The organism is Streptomyces sp. NPDC057694 (assembly GCF_042799415.1).
Classification (GTDB): domain Bacteria; phylum Actinomycetota; class Actinomycetes; order Streptomycetales; family Streptomycetaceae; genus Streptomyces.
This window is the reverse complement of the sequence record NZ_JBHVIX010000012.1, coordinates 216,873-241,360: the sequence shown is the minus strand read 5'-3', so window position 1 is coordinate 241,360 and position 24,488 is coordinate 216,873. Positions and strand designations below refer to the sequence as shown.

The 24,488-nt window shown below is 70.8% G+C and carries 23 protein-coding genes; 12 read left to right on the top strand and 11 right to left on the bottom strand.

What is annotated here, in order from left to right; all coding sequences use genetic code 11:
* The first annotated feature begins 278 nt into the window (after nucleotides 1-278).
* The 3 genes from recA to ACFVDP_RS25475 all read left to right on the top strand — a co-directional run bounded on the left by recA (nucleotide 279) and on the right by ACFVDP_RS25475 (nucleotide 4,904).
* Complete coding sequence (gene recA / locus ACFVDP_RS25485) at nucleotides 279-1,394, top strand: recombinase RecA (protein ID WP_383493839.1); 1,116 nt, start codon at nucleotides 279-281, stop codon at nucleotides 1,392-1,394.
* 3 nt (nucleotides 1,395-1,397) lie between these two features.
* Nucleotides 1,398-2,174, top strand: coding sequence for a recombination regulator RecX (gene recX / locus ACFVDP_RS25480; RefSeq protein ID WP_383493836.1), 777 nt, complete (start codon nucleotides 1,398-1,400; stop codon nucleotides 2,172-2,174).
* Nucleotides 2,175-2,363: 189 nt separating this feature from the next.
* Nucleotides 2,364-4,904, top strand: coding sequence for an FtsX-like permease family protein (locus tag ACFVDP_RS25475; protein WP_383493833.1), 2,541 nt, complete (start codon nucleotides 2,364-2,366; stop codon nucleotides 4,902-4,904).
* Between the two features lie 37 nt (nucleotides 4,905-4,941).
* Here ACFVDP_RS25475 and ACFVDP_RS25470 read toward each other — a convergent pair whose 3' ends face one another.
* From ACFVDP_RS25470 to ACFVDP_RS25435, 8 genes are all read right to left on the bottom strand, one after another.
* Nucleotides 4,942-5,343 carry a rhodanese-like domain-containing protein gene (locus ACFVDP_RS25470; RefSeq protein ID WP_383493830.1) on the bottom strand — a complete coding sequence of 134 codons (402 nt, stop codon included), beginning with the start codon at nucleotides 5,341-5,343 and terminating at the stop codon, nucleotides 4,942-4,944.
* On the bottom strand, nucleotides 5,340-5,894 hold the full coding sequence (locus ACFVDP_RS25465) for a cysteine dioxygenase (protein WP_383493827.1): 555 nt from the start codon (nucleotides 5,892-5,894) through the stop codon (nucleotides 5,340-5,342). The genes ACFVDP_RS25470 and ACFVDP_RS25465 overlap by 4 nt, the downstream gene beginning before the upstream one ends.
* A gap of 90 nt (nucleotides 5,895-5,984) precedes the next feature.
* The gene (locus ACFVDP_RS25460) at nucleotides 5,985-6,056 is read right to left on the bottom strand and encodes a putative leader peptide (protein WP_309544753.1); all 72 of its coding nucleotides are present in this window, start codon (nucleotides 6,054-6,056) and stop codon (nucleotides 5,985-5,987) included.
* 82 nt (nucleotides 6,057-6,138) lie between these two features.
* The gene (locus ACFVDP_RS25455) at nucleotides 6,139-7,776 is read right to left on the bottom strand and encodes an FAD-dependent monooxygenase (RefSeq protein ID WP_383493824.1); all 1,638 of its coding nucleotides are present in this window, start codon (nucleotides 7,774-7,776) and stop codon (nucleotides 6,139-6,141) included.
* Nucleotides 7,777-7,974: 198 nt separating this feature from the next.
* The gene (locus ACFVDP_RS25450) at nucleotides 7,975-8,910 is read right to left on the bottom strand and encodes an amino acid ABC transporter permease (RefSeq protein ID WP_383493821.1); all 936 of its coding nucleotides are present in this window, start codon (nucleotides 8,908-8,910) and stop codon (nucleotides 7,975-7,977) included.
* Nucleotides 8,907-9,554, bottom strand: coding sequence for an amino acid ABC transporter permease (locus ACFVDP_RS25445; RefSeq protein WP_383493818.1), 648 nt, complete (start codon nucleotides 9,552-9,554; stop codon nucleotides 8,907-8,909). The genes ACFVDP_RS25450 and ACFVDP_RS25445 overlap by 4 nt, the downstream gene beginning before the upstream one ends.
* A 110-nt stretch (nucleotides 9,555-9,664) precedes the next feature.
* Nucleotides 9,665-10,588: a glutamate ABC transporter substrate-binding protein gene (locus ACFVDP_RS25440; protein ID WP_383493816.1), complete on the bottom strand. Its 924-nt coding sequence runs from the start codon at nucleotides 10,586-10,588 to the stop codon at nucleotides 9,665-9,667.
* A gap of 91 nt (nucleotides 10,589-10,679) precedes the next feature.
* Nucleotides 10,680-11,459, bottom strand: a complete 780-nt coding sequence (locus ACFVDP_RS25435; RefSeq protein ID WP_383493814.1) for an amino acid ABC transporter ATP-binding protein — start codon at nucleotides 11,457-11,459, stop codon at nucleotides 10,680-10,682.
* Between the two features lie 270 nt (nucleotides 11,460-11,729).
* On the opposite strand from ACFVDP_RS25435, the gene ACFVDP_RS25430 reads away from it, so the two are divergent.
* Nucleotides 11,730-12,416 (top strand): response regulator transcription factor, encoded by a 687-nt coding sequence (locus tag ACFVDP_RS25430; protein WP_383493811.1) that lies wholly within the window; start codon nucleotides 11,730-11,732, stop codon nucleotides 12,414-12,416.
* 15 nt (nucleotides 12,417-12,431) lie between these two features.
* Nucleotides 12,432-13,895 (top strand): sensor histidine kinase, encoded by a 1,464-nt coding sequence (locus ACFVDP_RS25425; RefSeq protein WP_383493807.1) that lies wholly within the window; start codon nucleotides 12,432-12,434, stop codon nucleotides 13,893-13,895.
* Here the strand turns inward: ACFVDP_RS25425 and ACFVDP_RS25420 are convergent.
* The 3 genes from ACFVDP_RS25420 to ACFVDP_RS25410 all read right to left on the bottom strand — a co-directional run bounded on the left by ACFVDP_RS25420 (nucleotide 13,874) and on the right by ACFVDP_RS25410 (nucleotide 16,417).
* Entirely contained in the window at nucleotides 13,874-14,881 is a 1,008-nt protein-coding gene (locus tag ACFVDP_RS25420) for a TAXI family TRAP transporter solute-binding subunit (protein ID WP_383493805.1), read from the bottom strand. The two genes, ACFVDP_RS25425 and ACFVDP_RS25420, sit on opposite strands and share 22 nt — an antisense overlap.
* An 87-nt stretch (nucleotides 14,882-14,968) precedes the next feature.
* On the bottom strand, nucleotides 14,969-15,910 hold the full coding sequence (locus ACFVDP_RS25415) for a TIGR01777 family oxidoreductase (protein WP_383493802.1): 942 nt from the start codon (nucleotides 15,908-15,910) through the stop codon (nucleotides 14,969-14,971).
* Between the two features lie 96 nt (nucleotides 15,911-16,006).
* Nucleotides 16,007-16,417 carry a cupin domain-containing protein gene (locus ACFVDP_RS25410; RefSeq protein ID WP_383493799.1) on the bottom strand — a complete coding sequence of 137 codons (411 nt, stop codon included), beginning with the start codon at nucleotides 16,415-16,417 and terminating at the stop codon, nucleotides 16,007-16,009.
* A gap of 210 nt (nucleotides 16,418-16,627) precedes the next feature.
* Here ACFVDP_RS25410 and ACFVDP_RS25405 point away from each other — a divergent pair, with 210 nt between their 5' ends.
* From ACFVDP_RS25405 to ACFVDP_RS25375, 7 genes are all read left to right on the top strand, one after another.
* On the top strand, nucleotides 16,628-17,209 hold the full coding sequence (locus ACFVDP_RS25405) for a carboxymuconolactone decarboxylase family protein (protein WP_383493796.1): 582 nt from the start codon (nucleotides 16,628-16,630) through the stop codon (nucleotides 17,207-17,209).
* Nucleotides 17,206-18,696, top strand: coding sequence for a sugar ABC transporter ATP-binding protein (locus tag ACFVDP_RS25400; RefSeq protein WP_383493793.1), 1,491 nt, complete (start codon nucleotides 17,206-17,208; stop codon nucleotides 18,694-18,696). The genes ACFVDP_RS25405 and ACFVDP_RS25400 overlap by 4 nt, the downstream gene beginning before the upstream one ends.
* Nucleotides 18,697-18,937: 241 nt before the next feature.
* Nucleotides 18,938-19,894 (top strand): ABC transporter permease, encoded by a 957-nt coding sequence (locus tag ACFVDP_RS25395; protein WP_383493790.1) that lies wholly within the window; start codon nucleotides 18,938-18,940, stop codon nucleotides 19,892-19,894.
* The gene (locus ACFVDP_RS25390; RefSeq protein WP_383493787.1) at nucleotides 19,891-20,865 is read left to right on the top strand and encodes a sugar ABC transporter substrate-binding protein; all 975 of its coding nucleotides are present in this window, start codon (nucleotides 19,891-19,893) and stop codon (nucleotides 20,863-20,865) included. The genes ACFVDP_RS25395 and ACFVDP_RS25390 overlap by 4 nt, the downstream gene beginning before the upstream one ends.
* A 54-nt stretch (nucleotides 20,866-20,919) precedes the next feature.
* Nucleotides 20,920-21,837, top strand: a complete 918-nt coding sequence (locus ACFVDP_RS25385; protein WP_383493784.1) for a LysR family transcriptional regulator — start codon at nucleotides 20,920-20,922, stop codon at nucleotides 21,835-21,837.
* A gap of 117 nt (nucleotides 21,838-21,954) precedes the next feature.
* Entirely contained in the window at nucleotides 21,955-22,914 is a 960-nt protein-coding gene (locus ACFVDP_RS25380; RefSeq protein WP_383493781.1) for a VOC family protein, read from the top strand.
* A gap of 137 nt (nucleotides 22,915-23,051) precedes the next feature.
* Nucleotides 23,052-24,488, top strand: a complete 1,437-nt coding sequence (locus tag ACFVDP_RS25375; protein ID WP_383493779.1) for an NAD-dependent succinate-semialdehyde dehydrogenase — start codon at nucleotides 23,052-23,054, stop codon at nucleotides 24,486-24,488.

The following is a 24,488-nucleotide window of genomic DNA, read 5'->3' as shown; positions in this document are numbered from 1 at the left end:
CCGCGTACGCCGCGGGGAGTACCCGGGGAGGTGGGCCGGAGATGGGGCGGAGACTTGCTCACGTGCCGCGTGGTGCGCTTGACACCAAAATCGAACATCCTTTCTTATGGAGGGTCCAGGGACTCTTCTTGCCAGTAATCCCAAGGGATTCAGGGAGAGTGACCGGGCGAAGAGCCTCGAGTTATCCACAGGCGGACGGGCGTCGAGGCCGATTGTCAGTGGCAGGCGTTAGCGTCTTTGACGTGAAGCGATCGACTCAAGCAAACCGGGTGGAACCCATGGCAGGAACCGACCGCGAGAAGGCGCTCGACGCCGCGCTCGCACAGATTGAACGGCAATTCGGCAAGGGCGCGGTCATGCGCATGGGCGAGCGGCCGAACGAGCCCATCGAGGTGATCTCCACCGGCTCGACCGCGCTCGACGTCGCGCTCGGCGTCGGCGGTATCCCGCGCGGCCGTGTGGTGGAGGTGTACGGCCCGGAGTCGTCCGGTAAGACGACCCTGACCCTGCACGCCGTCGCCAACGCCCAGAAGGCGGGCGGCGCGGTGGCCTTCGTGGACGCCGAGCACGCCCTCGACCCCGAGTACGCCAAGAAGCTCGGCGTCGACATCGACAACCTGCTCCTGTCCCAGCCGGACAACGGCGAGCAGGCTCTGGAGATCGTCGACATGCTGGTCCGCTCCGGCGCGCTCGACCTCATCGTCATCGACTCCGTCGCCGCGCTCGTCCCGCGCGCGGAGATCGAGGGCGAGATGGGCGACTCGCACGTGGGTCTGCAGGCCCGCCTGATGAGCCAGGCGCTCCGGAAGATCACCAGCGCGCTCAACCAGTCCAAGACCACCGCGATCTTCATCAACCAGCTCCGCGAGAAGATCGGCGTGATGTTCGGCTCGCCGGAGACCACGACCGGTGGCCGCGCGCTGAAGTTCTACGCCTCGGTGCGCATGGACATCCGCCGCATCGAGACCTTGAAGGACGGCACGGACGCGGTGGGCAACCGCACCCGCGTCAAGGTCGTCAAGAACAAGGTCGCGCCGCCCTTCAAGCAGGCCGAGTTCGACATCCTCTACGGCCAGGGCATCTCCCGCGAGGGCGGCCTGATCGACATGGGCGTGGAGCACGGCTTCGTCCGCAAGGCCGGCGCCTGGTACACGTACGAGGGCGACCAGCTCGGCCAGGGCAAGGAGAACGCGCGCAACTTCCTCAAGGACAACCCCGACCTGGCCAACGAGATCGAGCGGAAGATCAAGGAAAAGCTGGGCGTCGGCGTCAAGAAGGTGGAGGAGCCGGCCGCCGAGGCGGGCGAGGACGCGACGGCCGCCCCCGTCGAGGACGCGAAGACCGTCCCCGCTCCCAAGGCCGCCAAGTCCAAGGCCGCGGCGGCCAAGAGCTAGTCCGTGACACGACGAACCGACTGGGCCGAGTACGACGCCCGCCCCACCGCCGCTCAGGGCCGTGCGGGCGCAGGGGCGTACGACGATGCCGTGGACGGGGCGGCCGGTCACGACATCGAAGCGGGGGACGGCGCGGCGGACGGGCCGCGCCGTGGTGGACGTTCGCGCGGCGGGGCCGGACCGCGCGGGCGTCGGCGCAGAGGCGGATTCGGGGATCCGCCCGGCGGCGCACAGGACGACGGCCCCTCCGACTCGTCGAGGGCCGAGCGGGAGAAGCCGTCGGGGGACCCGGCGGAGCGGGCGCGGAACATCTGCCTGCGTCTGCTCACCGGGACCCCGCGCACGCGCAAGCAGCTCGCCGACGCACTGCGCAAGCGGGAGATCCCGGACGAGGTGGCCGAGGAGGTGCTGTCCCGGTTCGAGGAGGTCGGGCTGATCAATGACAGCGCCTTCGCCGACGCCTGGGTCGAGTCCCGGCACCACGGGCGGGGCCTGGCGCGCCGGGCGCTCGCACGTGAGCTGCGCACCAAGGGAGTGGACTCCACGGTGATCGACGAAGCGGTGGGGCAGCTCGACTCCGAGCAGGAGGAGGAGACGGCGCGCGACCTCGTCGCCCGCAAGCTCCGCTCCACCCGCGGCCTCGACCGTGACAAGCGGCTGCGCCGGCTCGCGGGGATGCTCGCGCGCAAGGGCTACCCCGAGGGCATGGCGCTTCGGGTGGTCCGGCAGGCGTTGGAGGAAGAGGGGGAGGAGACCGAGGACCTGGGGTTCGCGGAGTAGCGGTGGACCGAGCAGCGGCTCGGGGCGGCTGACTTGCGTGGCCGCGTGGGCGGTTGGTGACCCGGCGCTGAGGTGCCGGTGGGGTTTACCCCACCCCAAGACGCCTGGGTACCGCAGTGTGCGGAGTCTCTGTGCGGGCCATCGTGGGCGCATGACTTTGAAGCCGCACACGGTTCACCGGGGGACGCCATGATGCTGCGCTACGCACTGCAGACCGTGCGAGACCGGAAGGGCGGGTTCCTGGGGGCCTTTCTCGCGCTGATGTGCGCCGCGGCCCTCGTCACCGCCTGCGGCACTCTGCTGGAGACGGGACTGCGCGGCACCGTGCGCACCGAGCGCTACGGGGCCGCTCCGGTGCTGGTCTCCGCCGATCAGACCGTGCACCGCACCATCGTCAAACACAAGAAGGGCAAGACGAAGGTCAAGCACAAGGCCAAGCCCATCGCGGAGCGGGCCTGGCTGTCGCGGGACGTCGTGCAGAAGGTGCGCGCGGTGCCCGGTGTGCGGCGGGCCGTGCCCGAACTCACCTTCCTCGCCGAGCCGTTGACGACCGGCGCCGCCGATCCGGACCGGCCCGCCTACGGCCACGCCTGGGACTCCGCCGCCCTGACCCCCTACAAGCTGGCCGTGGGCACCGCGCCCAGGTCCGGCGGGGACGTCGTGGTGGACCGCGATCTCGCCGACCGCGCCCACCTCACGGTCGGCGACCGGCTCGCGGTGCAATCCACTCAGGATCCGCTTACCTACCGGGTGACGGGGATCGCCGAACCCGGCGCGGGCGCCACGGTCACCCGCCAGACCTCGCTGTTCTTCTCCACCGCGGAGGCGGAGCGGCTCGCCGCGCACCCCGGCCGGGTGACGACGATCGGCGTCGTGCCCGAACAGGGCCGGGACGTGGGCGAGTTGAAGCAGGCCGTCACCGAAGCGCTCCACGGGACGACGGCACAGGTCACCACCGGGGACGAGCGCGGACCGGTCGAGTTCCTGGACGCCTCCGCCGCGCGCGTGAAGCTCGTCAGCATGGGCGGGGCCATGGGCGGCACGTCCCTGCTCGTCGCCGTGCTCGTGGTCGTCGGCACCTTCGCCCTGTCCGTGCAGCAGCGCCATCGTGAGCTGGCCCTGCTGCGCGCCATCGCCGCCACCCCACGGCAGATCCGCAGGCTGCTCGGGTGCGAGGCGCTGGTCGTCGGCGCCGCCGCCGGGACCGTCGGCTCCCTCGCCGGGCTGCCGCTCGGCGGATGGCTGTACGGGCGCTTCGTCGACCTCGGGTCCGTACCGCCCACCCTCGAGCGCACCGTCAGCTTCTTCCCGGTCGCCGCCGGACTCGCCGCCACCCTCTTCGGCGCCTGGGCCGCCACCCGCGTCGCCGCCCGGCGCATCGGCCGGATCAGGCCCGCCGCCGCCCTCTCCGAGGCGAGCGCCGCGCCGGTGCGGCCCGCCGTGCTCCGGACCGTCGCCGGTCTTGTCGCCCTGGCCGGCGGCACCGTCCTCGTCGTCGTCCTGGCCGGGCTGCGCACCGAGGCGGCCTCGACCCCCGTGACGTTCCTGTCCGTCGTCGTGCTCGCGGTGGCCGTCTCCCTGCTCGGTCCGCTCCTGGTCCGGGCCACCACCGCCGTCCTGGGACAGCCGCTGCGCAAGGTCGGTCCCGCCGCCCGGCTCGCCACGGCCAACCTCAAGGGGCACGCGGCGCGCATGGCCGCCGTCGTCACCCCGCTCACCCTCCTCGTCGGCATGACCTGCACCGTCTTGTTCGTCCAGCCCACCCTGGGTGACGCCGCCCGGGCCCAGGCGCGGGCGGGCGTCCGCGCCGACTGGGTGCTCACCGCACAGGGACCCGGCGTCCCGGAAGCGGCCGTACGCGAGCTGCGCCGGGAGCGGGGGACCACCGCCACCGAGGTCGTCCGCTCCACCGTCCGGGTCGGCCTCGACAAGTACCCGGTGCAGGGCCTCACCCCGGCCGGCCTCACCCGGACCTGGGACCCGGACGTCACCGCGGGATCGCTGAGGGACTTCGGGGCGCGGTCGGTCGCCGTCAGTGAACTGGCCGCCGATCAGCAGCACTTGAAGCCCGGCAGCGCCCTGAAGCTGACGCTCGGGGACGGTACGCCCGTCACCCTGACCGTCGCCGCCGTCTACGCGCGAGGTCTCGGCTTCGGCGATCTGACCGTCGCCCACGATCTGCTCTCGCGCCACGTCGACAATCCGCTCGCCTCCTCCGTACTCGTCTCCACCGCCCGTTCACAGGAACAACTCGCGGCCGGCCTGCGAGAGTTCCCGGGCGTCCGCGTTCTCTCGCCGGGCGACGCCGACGGGCTCCGGGCCGAGCGGCAGCAGGCCGACGCCGAGGTCAACATCATCGCGATGGCACTGGTCCTCGCCTTCACCGCCATCGCCGTCGTCAACACCCTCGCGATGTCGGTGTCCGAACGGATCCGCGAGTTCGCCCTGCTCCGGCTCGCCGGTGCCACGCGGCGCCAGGTGCTGCGCATGCTGCGGATCGAGGCGCTGACCGTCGTCCTCATGGGAGTGGGCCTCGGCAGCGGGATCGCGGCCGCCGTGCTCAGCGCCTTCAGTCTCGGCATGACCGGCACGGCGGCCCCGGCCGTCCTGCCCCTGGCCTACGTCACCGTGGTCGCGGCCGCCGGACTGCTCGCGCTCACCGCGACGGCGCTGCCGGGCCGGGCGGCCCTGCGGGTCCGGCCCGTCACCGTGGCGACGGGCAAGGAGTGACCCCCTTGCCGTCGCCACGGCACAGGGGCGACCGGTGTCAGAGCGCGGCCACCGGAAGCCCCGCCGCCCGCCACGCCTGGAACCCGCCCACCAGGTCCGTCGCCCGGTGCAGCCCCAACTGCCGCAAGGAGACGGCGGCCAGGCTCGACGCGTAACCCTCGTTGCAGACCACCACGACCCGCAGGTCGTGGCCGGTCGCCTCGGGGGCGCGGTGGCTGCCCTGCGGGTCGAGGCGCCACTCCAGTTCGTTGCGCTCGACCACGAGGGCCCCGGGAATCAGCCCGTCGCGCTCGCGCAGGGCCGCGTACCGGATGTCGACGAGCAGTGCCTCGCCCGCCGTCGCGGCCGCGTACGCCTCCAGCGCCTCGACCCGGTCGAGGCCGGACCGTACCCGCTCCAGCAGTTCGTCGATGCCCACCGGGCGGTCCGCGGCGCTCACTGCCAGTCCTCCGGGCGCTCCACCGACTCCAGGCGCAGCAGCGGTCCGGTGCGGCTGTAGCGCCGGATCTGCGGGAGCGGGGGGTAGTAGGCGTGCACCGAGACGGCGTGCTCGGTGCGGGACTCGTTCAGGACCTCGTGGACGTGGTGGCGGCCAAAGGCGCGGCCCTGTCCCGTCCGCAACCGCCGTTCCCTGTCGATCCCTTCGGAGAGTTCCAGGGTCTTCCAGCCGTCGGTGGGCAGGCGGGCGGCGAGCGAGTTCTCCGTCAGCGCGCCGGACGCGGCCAGGAAGGCGCCGACCGAATCGGCGTGGTCGTGCCAGCCGGTGCCGGTGCCGGGCGGCCAGCCGATCAGCCAGGCCTCGCTGCCGCCGGGACCCTCGAGGCGCACCCACGTACGGCCTTCGGGATCGAGCGGCAGGGAGGCGATGAGGTCGTGGTCCTCGGCGGTGCGGCGGACGAAGTCGAAGAGGTCGGCCTGGGTGGGTGCCGCGGCCGAAGGTACGGCGGAGGCGGCGGACGCAGAAGTGGGCGCAGACGTGGGTACAGACACGGATACCGTCCTGGGGTTCGCGAAGGCCGCGCGCCACCGGCCCGGAGGGTGTCCGGGAAGCGGTGGGGCGCGAGAAGAAAGAAGGCGAATTCAGCAGGACGGACGACACACGCAGCCCGCATAGCGGACGAGGTCCATATGGACCCTCCGCCACAGGCGCACATTGGTGTCGATCGTCGTCACGTTCCGGAGTACACCATGGCGGTAGGGGCCGGTCAACTCTTGTTCACCGGGCGCGCGAAGCTCACGACGCGCCGCTCACCTCCGACGCGGCCGCCGCGGGCTCCTCCACGGCCGGCTCCGGGCCCCCGAGCGCCGTTCGCGCCGCCTCGTACAGCTCCGCCGGGCGCACACCGCTCAGCGCGGTGACGAGATGCCCGTCGGGCCGGATCAGCAGCACCGTGTGGGCGGGGGCGTCCGGATAGCTCTCCGCGACCAGCAGTTCGGCCTCGTGGGGGAGCGCGGAGACGGCGGCCGCGAGCCGGGGCATGAGACCCGCCGACATCCAGTGCTTGCGGTCCCACACGCCCGTACCGGGCGCCACCAGGACCACGAGCAGCGGCCCGAGACCGAACCGTTCGCGCAGGTCGACGAACGATCCGTCCGGCGCCGTCACGCGCACGTCGGCCGCCGGGGCTCCGGGCGCCGTCCCCACGTCCACCTGTGACTCGGTGCGTGGCGGCGTGAGCGGGGAGTCGGCGTACGCCCCGGGCGCGCCCAGCGGGCCGTACCCCAGGTGACCGTCCGTGAGCAGCGCGTCGTGGCCGCGGGCGGATCCGGGAACGTACGAACGCAGTCCGCCGCCACCGCGCAGTATCGGCAGCGCCTGGTCGGCGGCGCGCAGTCGGCCCGCGACGGCGGCGCGGCGCTCCGTCTGGTAGCTGTCGAGGAGGGCGTCGGGAGCGGGGCGACGGCCGTCGTGCCAGGCCAGGGCCAGTTTCCAGGCGAGGTTGTCGGCGTCGCGCAGGCCCTCGTCCAGGCCCTGGGTGCCGAGTGCGCCGAGCAGGTGCGCGGAGTCCCCGGCGAGGAAGGCGCGGCCCACGCGCCAGCGCCGGGCGAGGCGATGGTGCACGGTGTGCACGCCCGTGTCGAGCAGTTCGTACGGGGGAGTGGAGCCGCCGCACCAGCCCGCGAGGGTCTCCCGGATGCGGGTCACCAGCACGTCCGGGGTGACCAGGTCGCTGCGCGGGGGCAGCAGCCAGTCCAGACGCCAGACGCCGTCGGCCAGCGGGCGGCCGACGATCTCCGCGCCGGACGGGCCCGACGTCCGCCACGGAGGGTTGCGATGGAGCAACGCCTGGCCGGGCCACGGAAGTTCCGTGCGCAGCGCGGCGACCGCGTGCCGTTCGACGGCCGTGCGGCCCGGGAAGCGGATGTCGAGGAGCTTGCGCACGGTCGAGCGGGGGCCGTCGCAGCCGACCAGATAACTGCCGCGCCACCAGGTGGCCTTGGGGCCGCGGGTGTGCGCCGTCAGCCCGTTCCTGTCCTCCTCGACCGAGTCGAGGCGGCTGTCGGCGGAGACCTTGATGAGCCGTTGCTTGGCGACGGCGGCGCGCAGGGCGCCGGTCAGGTCGTGCTGGGCGATGTGCAGCGGGGCGGGCAGTGCGTCCTCCGGCTCACCGAAAGTGAGTACGCGCATCTCCTGCTTGCGGCGCAGTGAGCGCCAGCCGGTCCAGCGGGAGCCGAGCGCGTCGAAGGAGGCACCGGACAGACGTTCGGCGAGCGCGGCGGTGTCCTCGCGCAGTACGACCGTGCGCGCGGGGCGCGGCTCGTCCTTGCCGGGGCCCTCGTCGAGGACCACGGACGGTACGCCGTGGCGGGCGAGAGCCAGGGACAGCGCGAGACCCACCGGGCCCGCGCCGACGACGATCACCGGATCCACGGCGCGGCCCCTCCTGCCCCGTGCGGCGCCGCGCAGCGGGGCGCGGGCGAAGTACTGAACATACAGGAAGGGGCAGTTGGAGCGGGGTGCGCGTTCACAGAGCGTATGCAACCCATTGCCGGTGCTTGCGTCAAGTGACGGAGGCAGTGGCGACCACGCCACTGCCTCCGTCATACCGGAACGGTCGATGATGCTTCGTCAGGAGCCTGTGTTCGTTCCGCCGCCCTTGGCCTGGCCCAGACTCTGCTCGATCTCCGCCATCTCCACGATGGGTTCGGCGGCCGGTGCCACGGCGATGCCCTTGGGGGTGCGGCGGCCGCGTCGCTCGATCCAGTTGGCGAGAGCGGACAGGGCCAGACACATCGCGATGTAGATCACGGCGACGACGATGACCACCGCGGTGATCGGGTTCTCGCCGTTGACGATGATGTTGTTGGCCAGGGTGCGGGCCGCGAACAGCAGCTCGCTGTACGTGATGATGTAGCCGAGCGAGGTGTCCTTCAGGGTCACCACGAGCTGGCTGATCATCGTCGGCAGCATCGCGCGGACGGCCTGCGGGAGCAGCAGCATCGTCATCACCTGGGTCTTGCGCAGACCCAGTGCGTACGCCGCTTCCACCTGACCGCGCGGTACGGCGTTGATGCCGGCCCGGAGGACCTCGGCCTGGACGCAGCCGTTGTAGACGGTCAGGCCGATGACGAGGGCCCAGAAGGCCGCGTTGTCGCCGACGGTCCCGAGGTTCTCCTTGTAGGTGAGGAAAAGCACCCACAAGGCGTAGATGGTGATCAGCAACGGGATGGCGCGGAACAGCTCGATGAAGCCGGTGGCGACCCAGCTGACCGCCTTGTGCTCGGAGAGCCGGGCGACCGCGAGGAGCAGGCCGAGCACCAGGGAGAGCACCCCGGCGACGGCGAACACCTTCAGGGTGGTGAGCACACCGTCGCGGATGTTGGCGCGCACACCCGCGTTGTTGAAGATGTTCCAGACCTCGGGCTTCAGCTGGCCCGTCACGTTCATCCGGTAGAGGGTGAACCCGATCAGGCCGAGCACCGCGAGGGAACCGACGATCGTGTAGATCCGGTTGCGCACCTGGGCCTTGGGGCCGGGTGCGTCGTACAGGACGCTCGAAGTCATCGTGCGACCCCCATGCGGCGCTCGAGCAGCCGGAACAGACCGCTGATGGCGAAGGTGATGATCAGGTAGCCGAGAGCCACCCAGAGGAAGATCAGGCCGGCCGCGTAGCCCTTGTCGCTCAGCAGCTTCTGTACGCCGAAGAGTTCGGCGACGCTGAACGCGCCCGCGATGGCGGAGTTCTTGGTCAGCGCGATGAAGATCGAGCTGAGCGGCGGCAGTACGGTCCGGGTGGCCTGCGGCAGGATGATCATGCGCAGGGTCTGCGAGAAGGTCATGCCGAGCGACCGGGCGGCCTCGGCCTGGCCCAGCGGCACCGTGTTGAAGCCGGAGCGCACGGCCTCACAGACGAACGCCGAGGTGTAGCAGCCCAGCGCGAGCAGCGCCTTGGCCCACGGGCTCATGCTCAGCCCGAACAGCGGCGGGATGACGAACCAGACGATGAGGAAGAGCAGCGTCAGCGGAGTGTTGCGGAACAGCGTGACCCACGCGGTACCGAACAGGCGCAGCGGAGGGACGGGGGAGACACGGAACCCGGCGATGAGAACGCCGAGCACCATCGCCAGAACCCCGCTGGCCAGGGTCAGCAGGACGGTGCCTATGAACCCCTCGCGGAACTCCGGGAGATAGTCGAGCAATACGTTCACGGGGATGTCCTCGTGGGCGGCGGCGGACGGGCGACTGGGGCCGCGCCGCGGGCACACCGCTCGGGTGTGCCCGCGGCCCGGACCTGCCCCTCAGGGACTGAGGAGGGTGATCAGTAGCGCTCGAGGGCCGGCGGCTCGGAGTACGCGGCGTTGGACAGGCCGAGCGTCGCGTCGTACGCCTTCTTGTAGTCGCCGTTCTTCTCGTGCGCCTCGATGGCGTTGTTCACCGCGTCGCGCAGCGCCTTGTCGTCCTTGTTCATGCCGACGCCGTACGGCTCCTCGGTGAAGGGCTTGCCGACGACGTGCAGCTTGGTCGGACGCTGGGCCGCGTAGCCCTTGAGGATGGCGTCGTCGGTGGTGACGGCGTCGACCTCGTTGTTCAGCAGCTGCTGCACGCACTCGGAGTACTTGGACAGCTCGATGGTCCTCGCCCCGTACTTGGGCTTCTTGATCTCCTGCAGCGGGGTCGAGCCCTTGATGGAGCAGACCGTCTTGCCCTTGATCGAGTCGGTGCCGGTGATCTTGTCCTCGTCCGCCTTGCGGACCAGGAGGTCGGCGCCCGCCTTGAAGTACGGACCGGCGAAGCCGACCTGCTTCTTGCGCTCGTCGTTGATCGTGTACGTGCCTACGTAGAGGTCGACCTCGCCCTTGGAGATGGTGGTCTCACGGACGTTCGAGTCGACCGTCTTGAACTCGACCTGCGACGGCTTGAAGCCGAGGTCGGCGGCGACCATCTTGGCGATCTCGATGTCGAAGCCGGACCGCTTGCCGTCGGTGTCCTCGAAGCCGAGGTACGGCTGGTCGTTCTTGGCGCCGATGACGAGCTTGCCCGCCTTCTGGGCCTTCTTCAGGGTCGCCGAGTCGATGCTGACGTTCGAGGCGACCTTGTAGGTGGGCAGCTTCGGCTGGTTCTTGCCGCCGGTGGAACCGGCCGGCTTGTCACCGGCGTTGCCGGACTCGCCGCCACAGGCGGTGGCGGTCAGGGCGAGGGCGGCGACCGTGGCGGCGATCGCGGCGGACTTGCGGAGCTTCATGGTGAACATCCTTCGTGTCGGCAGAATCGGCAGTCGGAAATCTCGACACGCGCGCGCGGGTCCTCACGTGAGGGCGCGTGTGCGGCGCGTGTCAGTGGTGCAGGATCTTCGACAGGAAGTCCTTGGCCCGATCACTGCGCGGATTGCTGAAGAACTGGTCGGGGACGGCTTCCTCGACGATGCGGCCGTCCGCCATGAAGACGACGCGGTTCGCCGCCGAGCGCGCGAAGCCCATCTCGTGCGTGACCACGACCATGGTCATGCCGTCGCGGGCGAGCTGCTGCATCACTTCGAGGACTTCGTTGATCATCTCCGGGTCGAGCGCGGACGTCGGCTCGTCGAAGAGCATCACCTTCGGGTCCATCGCCAGCGCCCGTGCGATGGCGACGCGCTGCTGCTGGCCGCCGGAGAGCTGCGCCGGGTACTTGTCGGCCTGCGCACCGACGCCGACCCGGTCGAGAAGCGTGCGGGCCTTCTCCTCGGCCTGGGCCTTGGACACCTTGCGGACCTTGGTCTGCCCCAGCGTCACGTTCTCCAGCACCGTCTTGTGCGCGAAGAGGTTGAAGGACTGGAAGACCATTCCCACGTCCGCGCGCAGCCGGGCCAGCTCCTTGCCCTCCTGGGGCAGCGGCTTGCCGTCGATCGTGATGGCGCCGGAGTCGATGGTCTCCAGGCGGTTGATCGTGCGGCACAGTGTGGACTTACCGGAACCCGACGGTCCGATGACGACCACGACCTCGCCTCGCGCGATGGTCAGGTCGATGTCCTGGAGCACATGCAGCGAGCCGAAGTGCTTGTTCACTTGGCTCAGCGCGACCAGCGCGTCGCCCGCGGGGGGAGTGGCGTCCTTGGTCACCGAAACTTCGGTCATCGGGGTCTTGCTCCATCCTCCTCGGTTGGGAGGACAGTAGTAACCCCGTACGACCAGCGTCATTACATCTGAGGGGAAATTGAGCATAACGATCGGGCCGCAACCGGGCACCGGGCGTGAAGAGGACGCGGGCCCGCGTACCGGGTGCATAACGGAACACGCGCGTAACCAGAACCCCCTTGACGCCGTCCTTATCTATCGGCGTGGATGCCTTGAGCGCGCGCGACGGAGTCGCGCCGACGGACGGACGACGAACAAAGGGGGGCCGGAATGAGACTGCTGCTCGTCGAGGACGACGATCATGTGGCCGCGGCCCTGTCGGCGGTCCTGTCCCGGCACGGCTTCGAGGTGCGCCACGCCCGCAACGGCGAGGAGGCGCTGCAGGCGCTCGTCCCGGAGGCCGATGCCTTCGGCGTCGTCCTGCTCGACCTGGGCCTGCCGGACCAGGACGGGTACGAGGTGTGCGGCAAGATCCGCAAGCGGACCTCGACGCCCGTGATCATGGTGACCGCGCGCGCGGACGTACGGTCCCGCATCCACGGTCTCAACCTCGGCGCGGACGACTACGTGGTGAAGCCCTACGACACCGGGGAGCTGCTCGCGCGCATCCACGCCGTCAGCCGGCGCAGCGTGCCGGAGGAGGCCGCCGTGTCCGTCGGCCACGAGGTGCGGTTCGGCGCCGTCGCCATCGATCTGCCCACGCGGCAGGTGACGGTGGACGGTACCGCCGTACAGCTCACCCGCAAGGAGTTCGACCTGCTGGCGCTGCTCGCGCAGCGGCCGGGTGTCGTCTTCCGCAGGGAGCAGATCATCTCCGAGGTGTGGCAGACCAGTTGGGAGGGGACCGGGCGGACGCTGGAGGTGCATGTGGCGTCCCTGCGCTCCAAGCTGCGCATGCCGGCCCTCATCGAGACCGTGCGCGGCGTCGGGTACCGGCTCGTCGCGCCGGCCGCGTAGCGGACAGGATTCCCGGTGCGCGCACGGCTGCTTCCGCTGCTCATCGTCCTCATGGCGGGCGTGCTGCTCGCACTCGGCTTCCCGCTCGCGGTGAGTCTGGCGTCCGCGCAGCAGCAGAAGGTCGTCGTCGACCGGATCGACGACACCGCCCGGTTCGCCTCCCTCGCCCAGTTCGTCACCACGCGCTCCGAGGGCAGCGGCGAGGCCGAGACGGACGAGCGGCGGCAGACCCTGCAGAAGGAACTCGCGCGGTACTACGACGTCTACGGCATAAGGGCCGGGGTCTTCTACCGCGAGCCCGACGTGCCCCCCATGGGGCGGGCGCCCGCCGCGTTCCAGGTGCCGCCCCGCGGTCAGATGCGGGCCGCCTTCGACGAAGCGCTGTACTCGCGCGGAAGCCACGATCCGCCGCAGGTCTGGCCGTGGCAGCGCGACGGGCGCATCGTCGTCGCGTCGCCGGTCATCCGGGACGGCGATGTCGTCGCCGTCGTCGTCACGGACTCGCCGACGGGCATGATGCGGGCCAAGACGGTGCGCGGCTGGGCGGTCATCGCGCTGGGCGAGGTGGCCGCCATGCTGCTCGCCGTGGGAGCCGCGCTGCGCCTGACGGGCTGGGTCCTGCGGCCTGTCCGCGTGCTCGACGCGACCACGCACGACATCGCCACGGGACGGCTGAAGTCGCGGGTCGCGGCCGCCGGCGGTCCACCGGAACTCAGGCGTCTGGCCCGGTCGTTCAACGAGATGGCGGACAACGTCGAGGACGTGCTGGAGCAGCAGCGCGCCTTTGTCGCCGACGCCTCGCACCAGCTGCGCAATCCGCTCGCCGCTCTGATGCTGCGTATCGAGGTGCTGTCCTACGAACTGCCGGAGGGCAACGAGGAGATCGCGTCCGTACAGGCCGAGGGCAAGCGCCTGGCCCGGGTCCTCGACGACCTGCTGGACCTGGCGCTCGCCGAGCACGCGCCCGCCGACCTCCAGCTGACCGACATCGGTGAACTCGCCGCCGAGCGGGTCGAGGCGTGGCGGCTGACCGCGCAGGACAAGGGGGTGCGGCTCGTCGCGGACTGCCCGGCCGTGACCGGCTGGGCCGATCCGGTCGCCCTGTCCAGCGCCCTGGACGCGGTGGTCGACAACGCGCTGAAGTTCACCCCGCGCGGCGAGCAGGTCCGGGTCGCCGTCACGGCGAACGGCCGGAGCACGGCCGTCGAGGTCGCCGACGGCGGTCCGGGGCTGCGCGAGGAGGAGCTGGCCAGGATCGGCGACCGGTTCTGGCGCAGCGGACAGCACCAGAACATCAAGGGCTCGGGTCTCGGCCTGTCCATCTCCCGCGCCCTGCTCACCGCGGGCGGCGGCTCCATCACCTACGCCCCGCACGAACCGCACGGTCTGAAGGTGACGCTGTGCGTGCCGAGGACCCCGCCGGGCGGTGAGCCCGGTCCCTCGGCGGCACCGGTCCGTCAGGGCTTCACCGAGCGGTAGTAGCGGCGCGCGCCCTCGTGCAGGGCGAGCGGGTCCGTGTAGACGGCCGTGCGCAGGTCCACGAGCTGCGCGGCGTGCACGGTGTTGCCGATCGAGTCGCGGCTGTCGATGACCGTGCGGGTCACGGCCTCGGTCAGTTCCGGGTCCGTGCGGTCCGTCGTGACGAGGAGGTTCGCCACCGCCAGGGTGCTGACGGCCTTGCCCTGCTGGGCGTCCGGGTAGGTGTCGGCGGGCATCACGGCGGCGCGGTAGTAGCGGGCGGACGGGTCGCTCATCTTGCGCAGACGGTCCAGCAGGCTGCCCATCTCGACCAGGCGGATCGGGAAGTGCTCGGACAGGTTCTTCACGTTGTTGGTGGGCAGACCGCCCGACCAGAAGAACGCGTCGATCGTCCCGGACTTCAGGGCGTCGGCCATGCCGCTGATACCGAGGTTGACCGGCACGATGTCCTTGTCGATGTCCATGTCGGCCGCCGCCAGCACCTTCTCGGCGATCAGCCGTACCCCGGAGGCCGGTCCGCCGACGGCGACCCTCTTGCCGCGCAGATCGGCCACCTTGTCGATGCTGGAGCCGCGGGGCACGACGAGCTGCATGTAGTCGTCGTAGAGGCGGGCGCAGCCGCGCAGCCGGTCCGCGCCGGGCCGCTCGTCCTCCTGGTACTTGGCGACGGCGTCCGCGGCGGCGATGGTGAAGTCCGCCTTGCCGGTGGCGACCCGCGTGACGTTGTCCCACGAGCCCTCGCTCTCGGCGAGCCGCACGTCGAGCCGGGGCAGATCGTGGGCCAGCGCTTTTTCGAGGAGATTGCCGTAGCGCACGTACACGCCGTTCTTCGTGCCGGTGCTGAACGTGACCTCGCCGGACGGCGACTTCTCGCCCAGCGGCAGCAGCCACCACAGCAGCAGCCCGAACACCACGAGCGCCGCCGCGGAGCCGGTGAGGGCGCGGCGGCGGGTCAGCGGGAACGTCGGGAAGGGAGCCTGCGGCATGGCCGCGATCCTGCCAGGTGGGGCCGGGGCTGACCAGGGGCGAAGGTGTTCACGGACGGTCACGCGCGGTGACGTGCCCGCCCGGCCTCACCTGCCCCGCCTGCGCCCCACCAGGTCCCACGCCGCCGTTCCCCACCGCTCATGGGTGAAGGAGAACCCGGCGTCGAGGAGCCGCCCCGGTACCACCCGGCGGCTTTTGAGGAGCAGTTCCGTGTCCGAGCGCAGCGCGAAGGCGCCCGCCTCCGCCATCCGGCGGGTGGCCGGCAGGCCGACCGGGACGCGGTGGGCCCGGCGCAGGGTGCGCATGAAGTCGCGCTGGGGGAGCGGGTGCGGAGCGGCCAGGTTCACCGGACCCGTCAGCTCCTCGTGGGCGATCAGGAACTCCACCGCGCCGACGAAGTCCCGGTCGTGGATCCAGGACATGTACTGACGGCCGCCCGCGACCGACCCGCCGAGGCCGAGCCGCGTGAGCCGCGACAGGACGTCGAAGACGCCGCCGCGGTCCGGGCTCATCACCATCGCCGCGCGCAGGGCGACCTTGCGGGTGTCCGGGGTGTCGGCCTCCCGCTGCGCGCGTTCCCAGGCCCGGGCGATGTCGACGCTGTACCCCCAGTAGCCGGGGACGCCGGGCTCGGTGCCGCCGATGACGCCGGACGCCTCGTCGTGCGCGGCGTCGTAGGAGTGGGCGTAGATCGTGGCCGTGCTCATCTGGAGCCACAGCGCGGGCGGCCGGGCCGCGCCCGCGACGGCCTCGCCGACGACGCGGGCCGAGTCGACCCGGGAGTCCATCATCGCCCGCAGGTTCTCGGGCGTGTAGCGGCAACTGACGCTGCGCCCGGCCAGGTTGACGACGACATCGCTGCCGTCGATCTCCTTCGTCCAGGCGCCGGGCGTGCGGCCGTCCCACTCCACTTCGCCCGCGCGCGTGGGTCGCCTGCTCAGGACGACGACCTCGTGCCCCGCCGCTGTCAGCGCACGGCGCAGCACGCCGCCCACCTGTCCCGTGCCACCTGGCAGTACGACCTTCATGGCGCCCCTTAAGTGAGCCGCAGCTAATTGAACATGTTCAAAATAGCGTGCGGGGCGCCCGGAACGCGAGCGGGGTGGGCTCGCGGGGAGGGGGATTCAGTCCTTGCCCATCTGGTCCTCGGCCGACAGGTGTTCCACGGTCCGGCCGGTCTCCGTGAACGTACGGGTCACATGGCCGGAGCTGTACACCCACAGGATGCGCAGCGGGGTGTCGCCGACGTTGCGGAAGAGGTGGGGAATCGGCGACGGGACGTACGTGGTGTCGTGCCGCTCCAGCTTCGTGACCTCGCCGTCCACCACCACCTCGGCCTCGCCGTCGAGGATCGTGACGTGCTCGTCGCAGTTGTGCGAGTGCAGAGGTGCGCCCGAGCCGACCGGATAGACGCTGATCCCGCTGGTGATCCGGTTCTCGCCGGCCGCGGACGCGGTGGTGATCAGCGGAGTGGTCACGACGGCGCCGCCGCGGTCGAGGAGGGGCACGGCTGCGGCCTTGACGATCGTGGTCATCCGGCGGTCCTTTCACAGGTTTCGCGGCCCAGGGGCGAGGGCCGCGTCGACCGAGGTTAGAAGCCGTTCCCGGCTCGCGGATGCCGTCCGGCGTGCAGCTTTACCTTGCATTCCCGGAGGGGTGGTGGGGGCCTTTTCCGGGGGTACGGTCGGCCACCGTCGCACGGCGAACCCGGACCGTGCACCGGATGTGAAGGCGGTTCGACAGCCATGAGGCTCCCCGTGCTCGACGAAGAGGACATGACCCCGCGCCAGCAGGAACTGGCCGCGCGGATCGCCGGCAAGCGGGGTGCCGTGCGCGGTCCGTTCCGCGTCTGGCTGCACAGCCCCGAGATGGCCGAACGGGCCGACTCGCTCGGCGCGTTCGCCCGGTTCGACTGCTCCCTGCCCAAGCGGCTGCGGGAACTCGCGCTGCTGATGGCGGGCCGCAACTGGGACGCCCAGTACTCCTGGAACGCCCACGTCCACCAGGCCGTCGAGGCGGGCGTGAGCGAGGCGAACGTCAAGGCCATCGCCGAGAAGCGGTACGCCGACGTGGCCTTCGAGGACCCGGGCGACGAGGCGTTCTTCCGGTTCGCGCACGAGGTGCTCGACGAGCACTTCGTCTCCGACGAGACCTTCGCCGCCGCCCTCGAACACTTCGGGCCGCAGGGCCTGGTCGACACCATCGGCGCGCTCGGCAACTTCACCATGCTCGGCATGTGCCTCAACACCTTCCAGGTGGACCTCCAGGCCGACAAGGAGCCGCCGTTCCCGGACATCCGCGGGTACGGCCGGGTGAACCCCGCATGAGCGGGCCCGTCGTCCGGGTCCGCGGCGTCACCAAGACCTTCGGCGGCGCGGCCGCCCTGCGCGACGTCGACCTCGATCTGCACCCCGGCGAGGTGCACGCCCTGATGGGTATGAACGGCGCGGGCAAGTCCACGCTCGTCCAGGTCCTGTCGGGCGTCCACCAGGCCGACCGCGGCAGCATCGAGGTCGACGGACACGCGCAGCCGGGCCTGACCGTGCGGCGCGCCCGCCGGCTCGGCATCGCCGCCGTGCCCCAGCGCCGCGAACTGGCGGCAGGGCTCACCGTCGCCGAGAACATCATGCTCGGCGACCTGCCCCGCCGACACGGCGTCGTCAGCTGGAGCGCCGTCAACTCCGAAGCACGTAGGGCCCTTTCCGGACTCGGCATCGACATCGACGTACGCCGGCCCGCCGGAGAGCTGACCGTCGCCGAACAGACCATGGTCGAAGTCGCCCGGGAGGTGCGGCGCGGAGGACGGGTCCTCGTCCTCGACGAGCCCACCGCCTGCCTGAGCGCCGAAGCGGCCGGACAGATACGCCGACTGGTGCGCCGGCTGCGCGACGACGGCGTCGCCGTCGTGTACATCTCGCACTACATCGACGAGGTCATGGGCATCGCCGACCGGGTCACCGTGCTGCGCGACGGCGGTGTCGTGCGCAGTGCGCCGGTCGCCGAGTTCGACGCGGCCTCGCTGGTCCGCGGGATGGTCGGCCGGGACGTCGTGTCGGCGCGGCCCGAACGGCCCGCGCCGAAGGACGAACCGGGAATCTCCGTACGGGGGCTGAGCCACGGACGTGCCATCCGCGACTTCTCCGTGGACGTCCGCAGGGGCGAGGTCGTCGCGGTCCTCGGCCCGGCCGGGGACGCCCAGTCCAGCCTCTTCGACCTGCTGTCGGGCCGGACCGGGCCGGACGCGGGACAGCTGAGCGTCGGCGGCGCCGCGGTGCCGCTCGGCAAGGTGTCCGCGTCCCTCGCGGGCGGGCTGCGCTGCGTCACCGGCGACCGGCGCACGCTCGGGCTCGTCCCCGAACTGTCCGTCGACGAGAACCTGATGCTCGCCAAGGACCGCCTGGAGCGGCGCAGTTGGCATCGCGGGCGCGATCTCGCGCGGCGGGCGGCCCCGCTGCGCCGGCGCTACGGGGTCGTCGCCCTCGCCGGGAACCCGGCCGTCGGCACCCTGTCCGGCGGCAACCAGCAGAAGGTGCTGCTCGCCAAGTGGCTCCAGACCGCGCCGGTCGCCTGCTTCCTGGAGGACCCGACCAACGGCGTGGACATCGCGGCGATGGCGGACATCCATGCGCTGGTCGACGAACTCGCCGGGCGGGGGGTCGCCGTGTTGCTCGCCTCGTCCTCTGCCGAAGAAGTCATGCGGCTCGCGGACCGGGTCGTCGTGGTCAGTGCGGGGCGCGTTGTCGCTCAGCGGGCCGTCTCCGAGGTCAGTCAGGACGGGCTCGTGGCGCTGGCCGTGGGGGGTGGGGGGTCTTGACGCGGGGCGGTGCGCGTCCGTGGGGGCCGAGGTTTTTGGGGTCGCCCCCTCCTCCCCTTCCCGTCCCGAAAACGGGGGCTGTGCCCCCGGACCCCCCAGCTTTCGGTTCGTCGTGGTTGCTCGCGCTCCGCGGCGGAGCCGCTAATCGACGCTGCCCCGCGCCCCTTACGGGGCGCTGTCTGTACGGAGGTTCGTCACAGTGAGTCTCAAGGCTCCTTCTGTTGCTCCCGAGCGCGCGGACGTGGCGCCTGCCCCTCGGAGTGGTGCCCTGCTGCGCATTCCCCACGCCGGGCTCGTCGCCGTGCTCGTCGTCGTGATCGTGTTCACCGCGCTGCGCGCCGACTCGTTCACCACCTCGCAGAACCTGCTCAACGTCCTGCGCCAGATCAGCGTCAACGCCGTCATCGCCGGCGGGCTGACCCTGCTCATGACCGCGGGCGGCATGGACTTCTCCATGGGGTCGAACGCCGCCGTCACCACGGCGGTCGCCGCCCAGATGCTCTCCGGCGGGCAGTCCACCGCGGTGACCGTGGTCGTCGCGCTGCTGCTCGCCGCGGTCGTGGGGCTGGTCAACGGGCTCGTCGTCACGTTTACGAACGTCGCGCCGTTCGTCGCCACTCTCGCCACCGCCATGCTGCTCGACGGCGTCGCGCTGCTCGTGCTCAACGGCATGAGCGTCACCATCGGCGACAAGATGCAGGCCCTCGGCAACTCCACGGTGGCCGGAGTGCCCTGGCTGCTCGTCGTGGCCGTGCTCGTGCTGCTCGCCATCGGGCTCGTCATGCGGTTCACGACCTTCGGCCGCGACGCCTTCGCGATGGGCGGCAACGAGCATGTCGCGCGGCTCAGCGGGATCAACGTCCCCGCGCGCAAGCTCGCGTTGTACGCGCTGGCGGGCGCCCTCGCGGGGCTCGCCGGACTGATGCTGCTCTCCCGGCTCGGCGCCAGCGCACCCAACACCGCAGGGTTGCAGACCCAGTTGACGGCCGTCGCCGCCGTGGTCATCGGCGGTACGTCGCTCGCGGGCGGCCGCGGCACCGTCGTGGGCACCGCGCTCGGTGTGGTCCTGCTCGGCGTCGTCGCCAACGCCCTCAATCTGCTCCAGGTCAACAGCAACTACCAACTCGTCGTCACCGGGGCCGTGTTGCTCGTCGCCGCGGTCATCAACGGTTTCCAGAGGAAAGGCAGTACGCCATGACGTCCACCGCCCCCCGTTCCCGCAGAGCCCTCGCGGCCTCGCTCGCCGGCGTCACCGCGCTGGTGCTCGCGGGCTGCGCGCAAGACGCCGACAGCAGCGCCGACAGCGGGGGCTCGAAGAAGGGCTCCGTCTCGCTCGGCTTCGTCAACGGCGCCAACACGCACTTCCACACCTGTCTGCAGAAGGCGGTCGAGCAGACCGCGAAGCAGAAGAACGCCAAGGTCTACACGGCCAACTCCAAGCAGGACGCCGGGACCGAGCTGTCCAACATCGAGGACATGATCTCGCGGAACGTGGACGCGCTGATCGTGCAGACGGTCAATGTCGACGCGCTCGACGGAGACATCGCCAAGGCCAAGGCGGCGGGCATCCCGATCTATCTGACGTCCGTCTCGACCGACAAGATCTCCGACATCCTCGGCGCGGCCGTCGTCGACCTCACCAAGGTCGGGCAGATGGACGCCGACTGGATCGCCAAGGACGCGGGCTCGAAGAGCGTCAAGGTCGGCGTCGTCGCCGGGGCCCCGGGCGCCGCCTCCGACCTGCTCGTCGGCGGCTTCACCAAGAAGCTCCCCGCGACCGCCAAGGTCGTCGCCAACCAGCCCGGCATGTTCAACCCGGCCAAGGCCCAGGACGTCGCCGAGAACATGATCCAGGCCCACCCGGACCTGGACTACGCCTTCGTCGCCAACGAGGAGATGGCCTTCGCCGTCCGCAAGGCGTTCGACGCGGCCGGGGCGAAGGACGTCAAGATCGTCTCGGTGAACGGCTCCGAGGACGGGATCGCCGCGATCAAGGACGGCCGGCTCCAGGCGACCGTCTCCAACTCGGCCCTCACCATCGGGCAGACCGCGGTCAAGCAGAGCGTGGACCTTCTTGCTGACAAAAAGGTTGACAAAGTAAGTAAGGTCCCACTTACTTTGATCACCAAGGACGACGTGGACCAGGCACCTCAGTACTGCCCCAAGTAAAGCGCCGCTTTATGAGAAGTACCTGAATTCCAGCACGCCTGAAAACGAGGAATCATGGACCGCCTGCTGCTCATGCACAGCTTCGTGACCGTCGCGCAGAACGGAAGCTTCAACGGGGCCGCGAAGAAGCTCGGCTCCTCCGGCTCCCTGGTGTCGCGGCATGTCGCCGAGCTGGAGCGGCAGGTCGGCGTCCGTCTCGTCAACCGCACGGCCCGCTCGGTCAGCCTCACCGAACAGGGCCTGCGCTATGCCGAGTTCTGCTCGCGCATACTCGACGAAATAGCGACGGAGGACGTTTCCATCGCCCAGCTCCACGACCGGGCCGAAGGGGCGCTGAGCATCATCTGCCCCAAATGGATCGGCAGTCTGGATCTGGGCGACGCCATCGCCGCGTTCTCCGCCGCCCATCCGAAGATTCACATACGGTTCGAACTCGGCGGCATGTCCGACCGGACGTACGACTTTCTGGACAGCGGATTCGACGTGGCGTTCCACACCCGGGATCTACGGGATTCCGGGGTCCGCCTGAAGAAAATCGCCTCGCTGCCTTTTGTGCTGTGCGCCGCGCCGGAATACCTGGAACGGCACGGGCAGCTCACCGAGCCGAACGAGATCGCCGCGCACGACTGCCTGGTGCACGTCAACGATCCCGTCTGGCGCATCGGCCACGGACATTCCTCGACGCTGCACAAGATCCGCAACATGGCCTTCTCGTCGAACTCGTACATTGCGCTGCAGAAGGCCGCCGTGCACGGCCGCGGTATCGGCCTGCTGCCCCAGCGGCCCGCCTACGACGACCTGCTCTCCGGCGCCCTCGAAGTGCTGCTGCCCGGACTCGGGGTGCCCGACCGGCCGCTGTACGCGATCTACGGGCCCGGGCAGTCGACACCGAAGAAGATCGCGGTGTTCCTGGAGTTCCTCACCCAGTGGTTCTCCAGGAATCCCATTCCGCGGATCCCTGTCGGCGGCTGAGCGACCGGGTCCGCAAACAAGGGTTGCACACCTTGTACGGCAGGGACGTTGAGACGGCCGCAGGGCAAATCTACGATCGCCGAGGGAAACACGGGGGAGATCTGGAGTGAGGAATCGATGGGGATTCAGCGCATAGAGTCGGTCACCTACTCGGTCACCTACTCGGTCAGCAACTCGGTCAGCAACTCGGTCACGTCCTCGGTCGCCGACAGCGGCGGGGTTCTCGAAGAGTCTGTGCGGTTCTTCGAGGATTTCGGACTGTTCCTGGTGGAACGGACCGACGAGCACGCCGTGCTTGAGACGCTCGCCGGACAGACCGTCCACCTGGACGCGGCCCCCGGCCCGCTGCTCCCGCCGCCCGTCGAGGACGGCCCGACCCTGCGCGAGATCGTCTGGGGCGTGGACACCGCCGACGAACTCGACCGCCTGGTCCGGGAGGCCGGCAAGGACCGCGAGGTCCGGGAGAGCGCCGACGGCGTCCACCACACCGTCGACGAGACCGGTTTCGGAGTCGGCCTCACCCTCGCCAGGCCCCGCGCCCTCGCCCCCACCCCGCGCCCGGCGAACGTGACCGGCAGCGTGGACCGCTGGAACGCCCCGCTGGAATCCGTCGGACAGGTCAGGCCGCTGCGGATGTGCCACGTCGCCCTCAACATCCCCCAGCAGGGGCGTGCGGAGGCCGTCGCCTTCTACACCGACCGTCTCGGCTTCCGCCCCACCGACGTCGTCGAACCCATGGGCGTCTTCCTGCAGGCCCCCGGCGACGACGACCAGCACACGTTCCTGCTCTGCCACCGCCCCGACAAGGCCGGGATCAACCACATCGCGTACGAGGTCCCGGGCGTCGACGACGTCATCGAGGGCGGCAACAACATGATCGAGAAGGGCTGGCGCGAGGCCCGCAAACTGGGCCGCCACACCATCGGCTCCAACATCTTCCGCTTCCTGCACGCGCCGTGCGGGGGCCGTGTCGAGTACGCCTGCGACATGGATCGCGCCGACGCCTCGTACGAGACCCGCGTCCACGACACGGCCCCGCCGCACACCATCTGGTCCCTGCGCAGCAATCGCGCCTGAGCGGCCGCCCCGCCAAGGGCGCGGGGAACTGCGCGACCAGCCACGACGAAAGCCGCACCCGGCGACGGGCCTCGGGGCTCCGCCCCGGACCCCGCTCCTCAATCGCCGGAGGGGCTTGATTGGGAAAGGCCCACTTCATGTCCAGCTATCCCACCGTCCGCCTCCACATAGGCGGCGAGTGGCGCGATCCCGGCACCAAAGAATCCGCGCCCGTCATCAACCCCGCCACCGAAGAGACCATCGGCACCGTCCCCCTGGCGACGACCGCCGACCTCGACGACGCCCTCGAAGCCGCGCGCCAGGGCTTCGAGACCTGGCGTGCCACCCCGGTGGCCACCCGCACCGAGATCCTCCACCGCGCCGCCGGCCTGATCACCGAACGCGCCCCGGAGATCGGCCGCGTCATGACCCTGGAGCAGGGCAAGCCCCTCAAAGAAGCGGCCGGCGAGGCCAAGCGCACCGCCGACACCCTGCGCTGGCACATCGAGGACGCCCGCCGCGCCTACGGCCGCACCATCCCCTCCGCCCCCGGCACGATCCTGTCCGTGCGCCGCGAACCGATCGGCCCCGTCGCCGCGTTCGTGCCCTGGAACTTCCCCGTCGGCGGCCCCAACCGGAAGATCTCCACCGCCCTCGCCGCGGGCTGCTCGATGATCATCAAGGCCTCCGAGGAGACCCCGGCGACGGCCGCCGCGCTCGTCGCCTGTTACGTCGACGCGGGCCTGCCGCCGGGCGTCCTGAACCTCGTCTTCGGCGAACCCGCGGCCGTGTCGGCCCAGTTGATCGCCTCCCCGGTCGTCCGGCTCGTCGCGTTCACCGGGTCCGTCCCCGTCGGCAAGCTGCTCGCCGCCACGGCGGGCGAGGTGATGAAGCCGACCCTGATGGAACTCGGCGGCCACGCACCGGTGATCGTCTGCGCGGACGCCGATCCCGTGCAGGCGGCGCGGCGCGCGGCCCGCGCCAAGTTCTTCAACGCCGGCCAGGTCTGCACCTCGCCCAGCCGCTTCCTCGTGCACTCCTCGCTGTACGAGGACTTCGCCGCCGCCTTCGTCAAGGCGACCGAGGAGATCGTGGTGGGCGACGGGCTCGACCCCGCGACCACCATGGGCCCGCTCGCCAACGAACGCCGCCTGGCGGCCGCCGAGCGGCTCACCGCCGACGCCGTGCGACGCGGCGCGACCGTGCGCACCGGAGGCCTGCGTCCCGACCGGGCCGGCTACTTCTTCGCGCCGACCGTGCTGACCGACGTACCGCGGGACGTGCTGATCATGAGTGAGGAGCCGTTCGCGCCGCTCGCCCCGATCGTGCCGTTCGACGATCTCGACGACGCGCTGGAGCTCGCCAACTCCCTCCCGTTCGGCCTCGCCGCGTACGGCTTCACGCAGTCCGCGGCCACCGCCGAGAAGCTCTCCGCCGAGCTGGAGGCCGGCATCCTGTCGATCAACCACTGCGGCGGATCGGTCCACGAGGCCCCGTCCGGTGGCGTGAAGGACAGCGGCTACGGGCGCGAGGGCGGCCCTGAGGCTCTCGACTCCTACCTCGTCACCAAGCGCGTCGCGCACCAGCTGAGCTGA

Bases quoted from the DNA above. Each gene is read 5' to 3' on its own strand.
- ACFVDP_RS25410 (WP_383493799.1), bottom strand. From the start codon at position 16,417: ATGACCACGATCGTCAAGGCCGCAGCCGTGCCCCTCCTCGACCGCGGC.
- ACFVDP_RS25385 (WP_383493784.1), top strand. From the start codon at position 20,920: ATGGACCGCCTGCTGCTCATGCACAGCTTCGTGACCGTCGCGCAGAAC.
- ACFVDP_RS25390 (WP_383493787.1), top strand. From the start codon at position 19,891: ATGACGTCCACCGCCCCCCGTTCCCGCAGAGCCCTCGCGGCCTCGCTC.
- ACFVDP_RS25420 (WP_383493805.1), bottom strand. From the start codon at position 14,881: ATGCCGCAGGCTCCCTTCCCGACGTTCCCGCTGACCCGCCGCCGCGCC.
- ACFVDP_RS25440 (WP_383493816.1), bottom strand. From the start codon at position 10,588: ATGAAGCTCCGCAAGTCCGCCGCGATCGCCGCCACGGTCGCCGCCCTC.
- ACFVDP_RS25380 (WP_383493781.1), top strand. From the start codon at position 21,955: ATGGGGATTCAGCGCATAGAGTCGGTCACCTACTCGGTCACCTACTCG.
- ACFVDP_RS25405 (WP_383493796.1), top strand. From the start codon at position 16,628: ATGAGGCTCCCCGTGCTCGACGAAGAGGACATGACCCCGCGCCAGCAG.
- recA (WP_383493839.1), top strand. From the start codon at position 279: ATGGCAGGAACCGACCGCGAGAAGGCGCTCGACGCCGCGCTCGCACAG.
- ACFVDP_RS25450 (WP_383493821.1), bottom strand. From the start codon at position 8,910: ATGACTTCGAGCGTCCTGTACGACGCACCCGGCCCCAAGGCCCAGGTG.
- ACFVDP_RS25430 (WP_383493811.1), top strand. From the start codon at position 11,730: ATGAGACTGCTGCTCGTCGAGGACGACGATCATGTGGCCGCGGCCCTG.
- ACFVDP_RS25415 (WP_383493802.1), bottom strand. From the start codon at position 15,910: ATGAAGGTCGTACTGCCAGGTGGCACGGGACAGGTGGGCGGCGTGCTG.
- ACFVDP_RS25475 (WP_383493833.1), top strand. From the start codon at position 2,364: ATGATGCTGCGCTACGCACTGCAGACCGTGCGAGACCGGAAGGGCGGG.
- ACFVDP_RS25435 (WP_383493814.1), bottom strand. From the start codon at position 11,459: ATGACCGAAGTTTCGGTGACCAAGGACGCCACTCCCCCCGCGGGCGAC.
- ACFVDP_RS25375 (WP_383493779.1), top strand. From the start codon at position 23,052: ATGTCCAGCTATCCCACCGTCCGCCTCCACATAGGCGGCGAGTGGCGC.
- ACFVDP_RS25400 (WP_383493793.1), top strand. From the start codon at position 17,206: ATGAGCGGGCCCGTCGTCCGGGTCCGCGGCGTCACCAAGACCTTCGGC.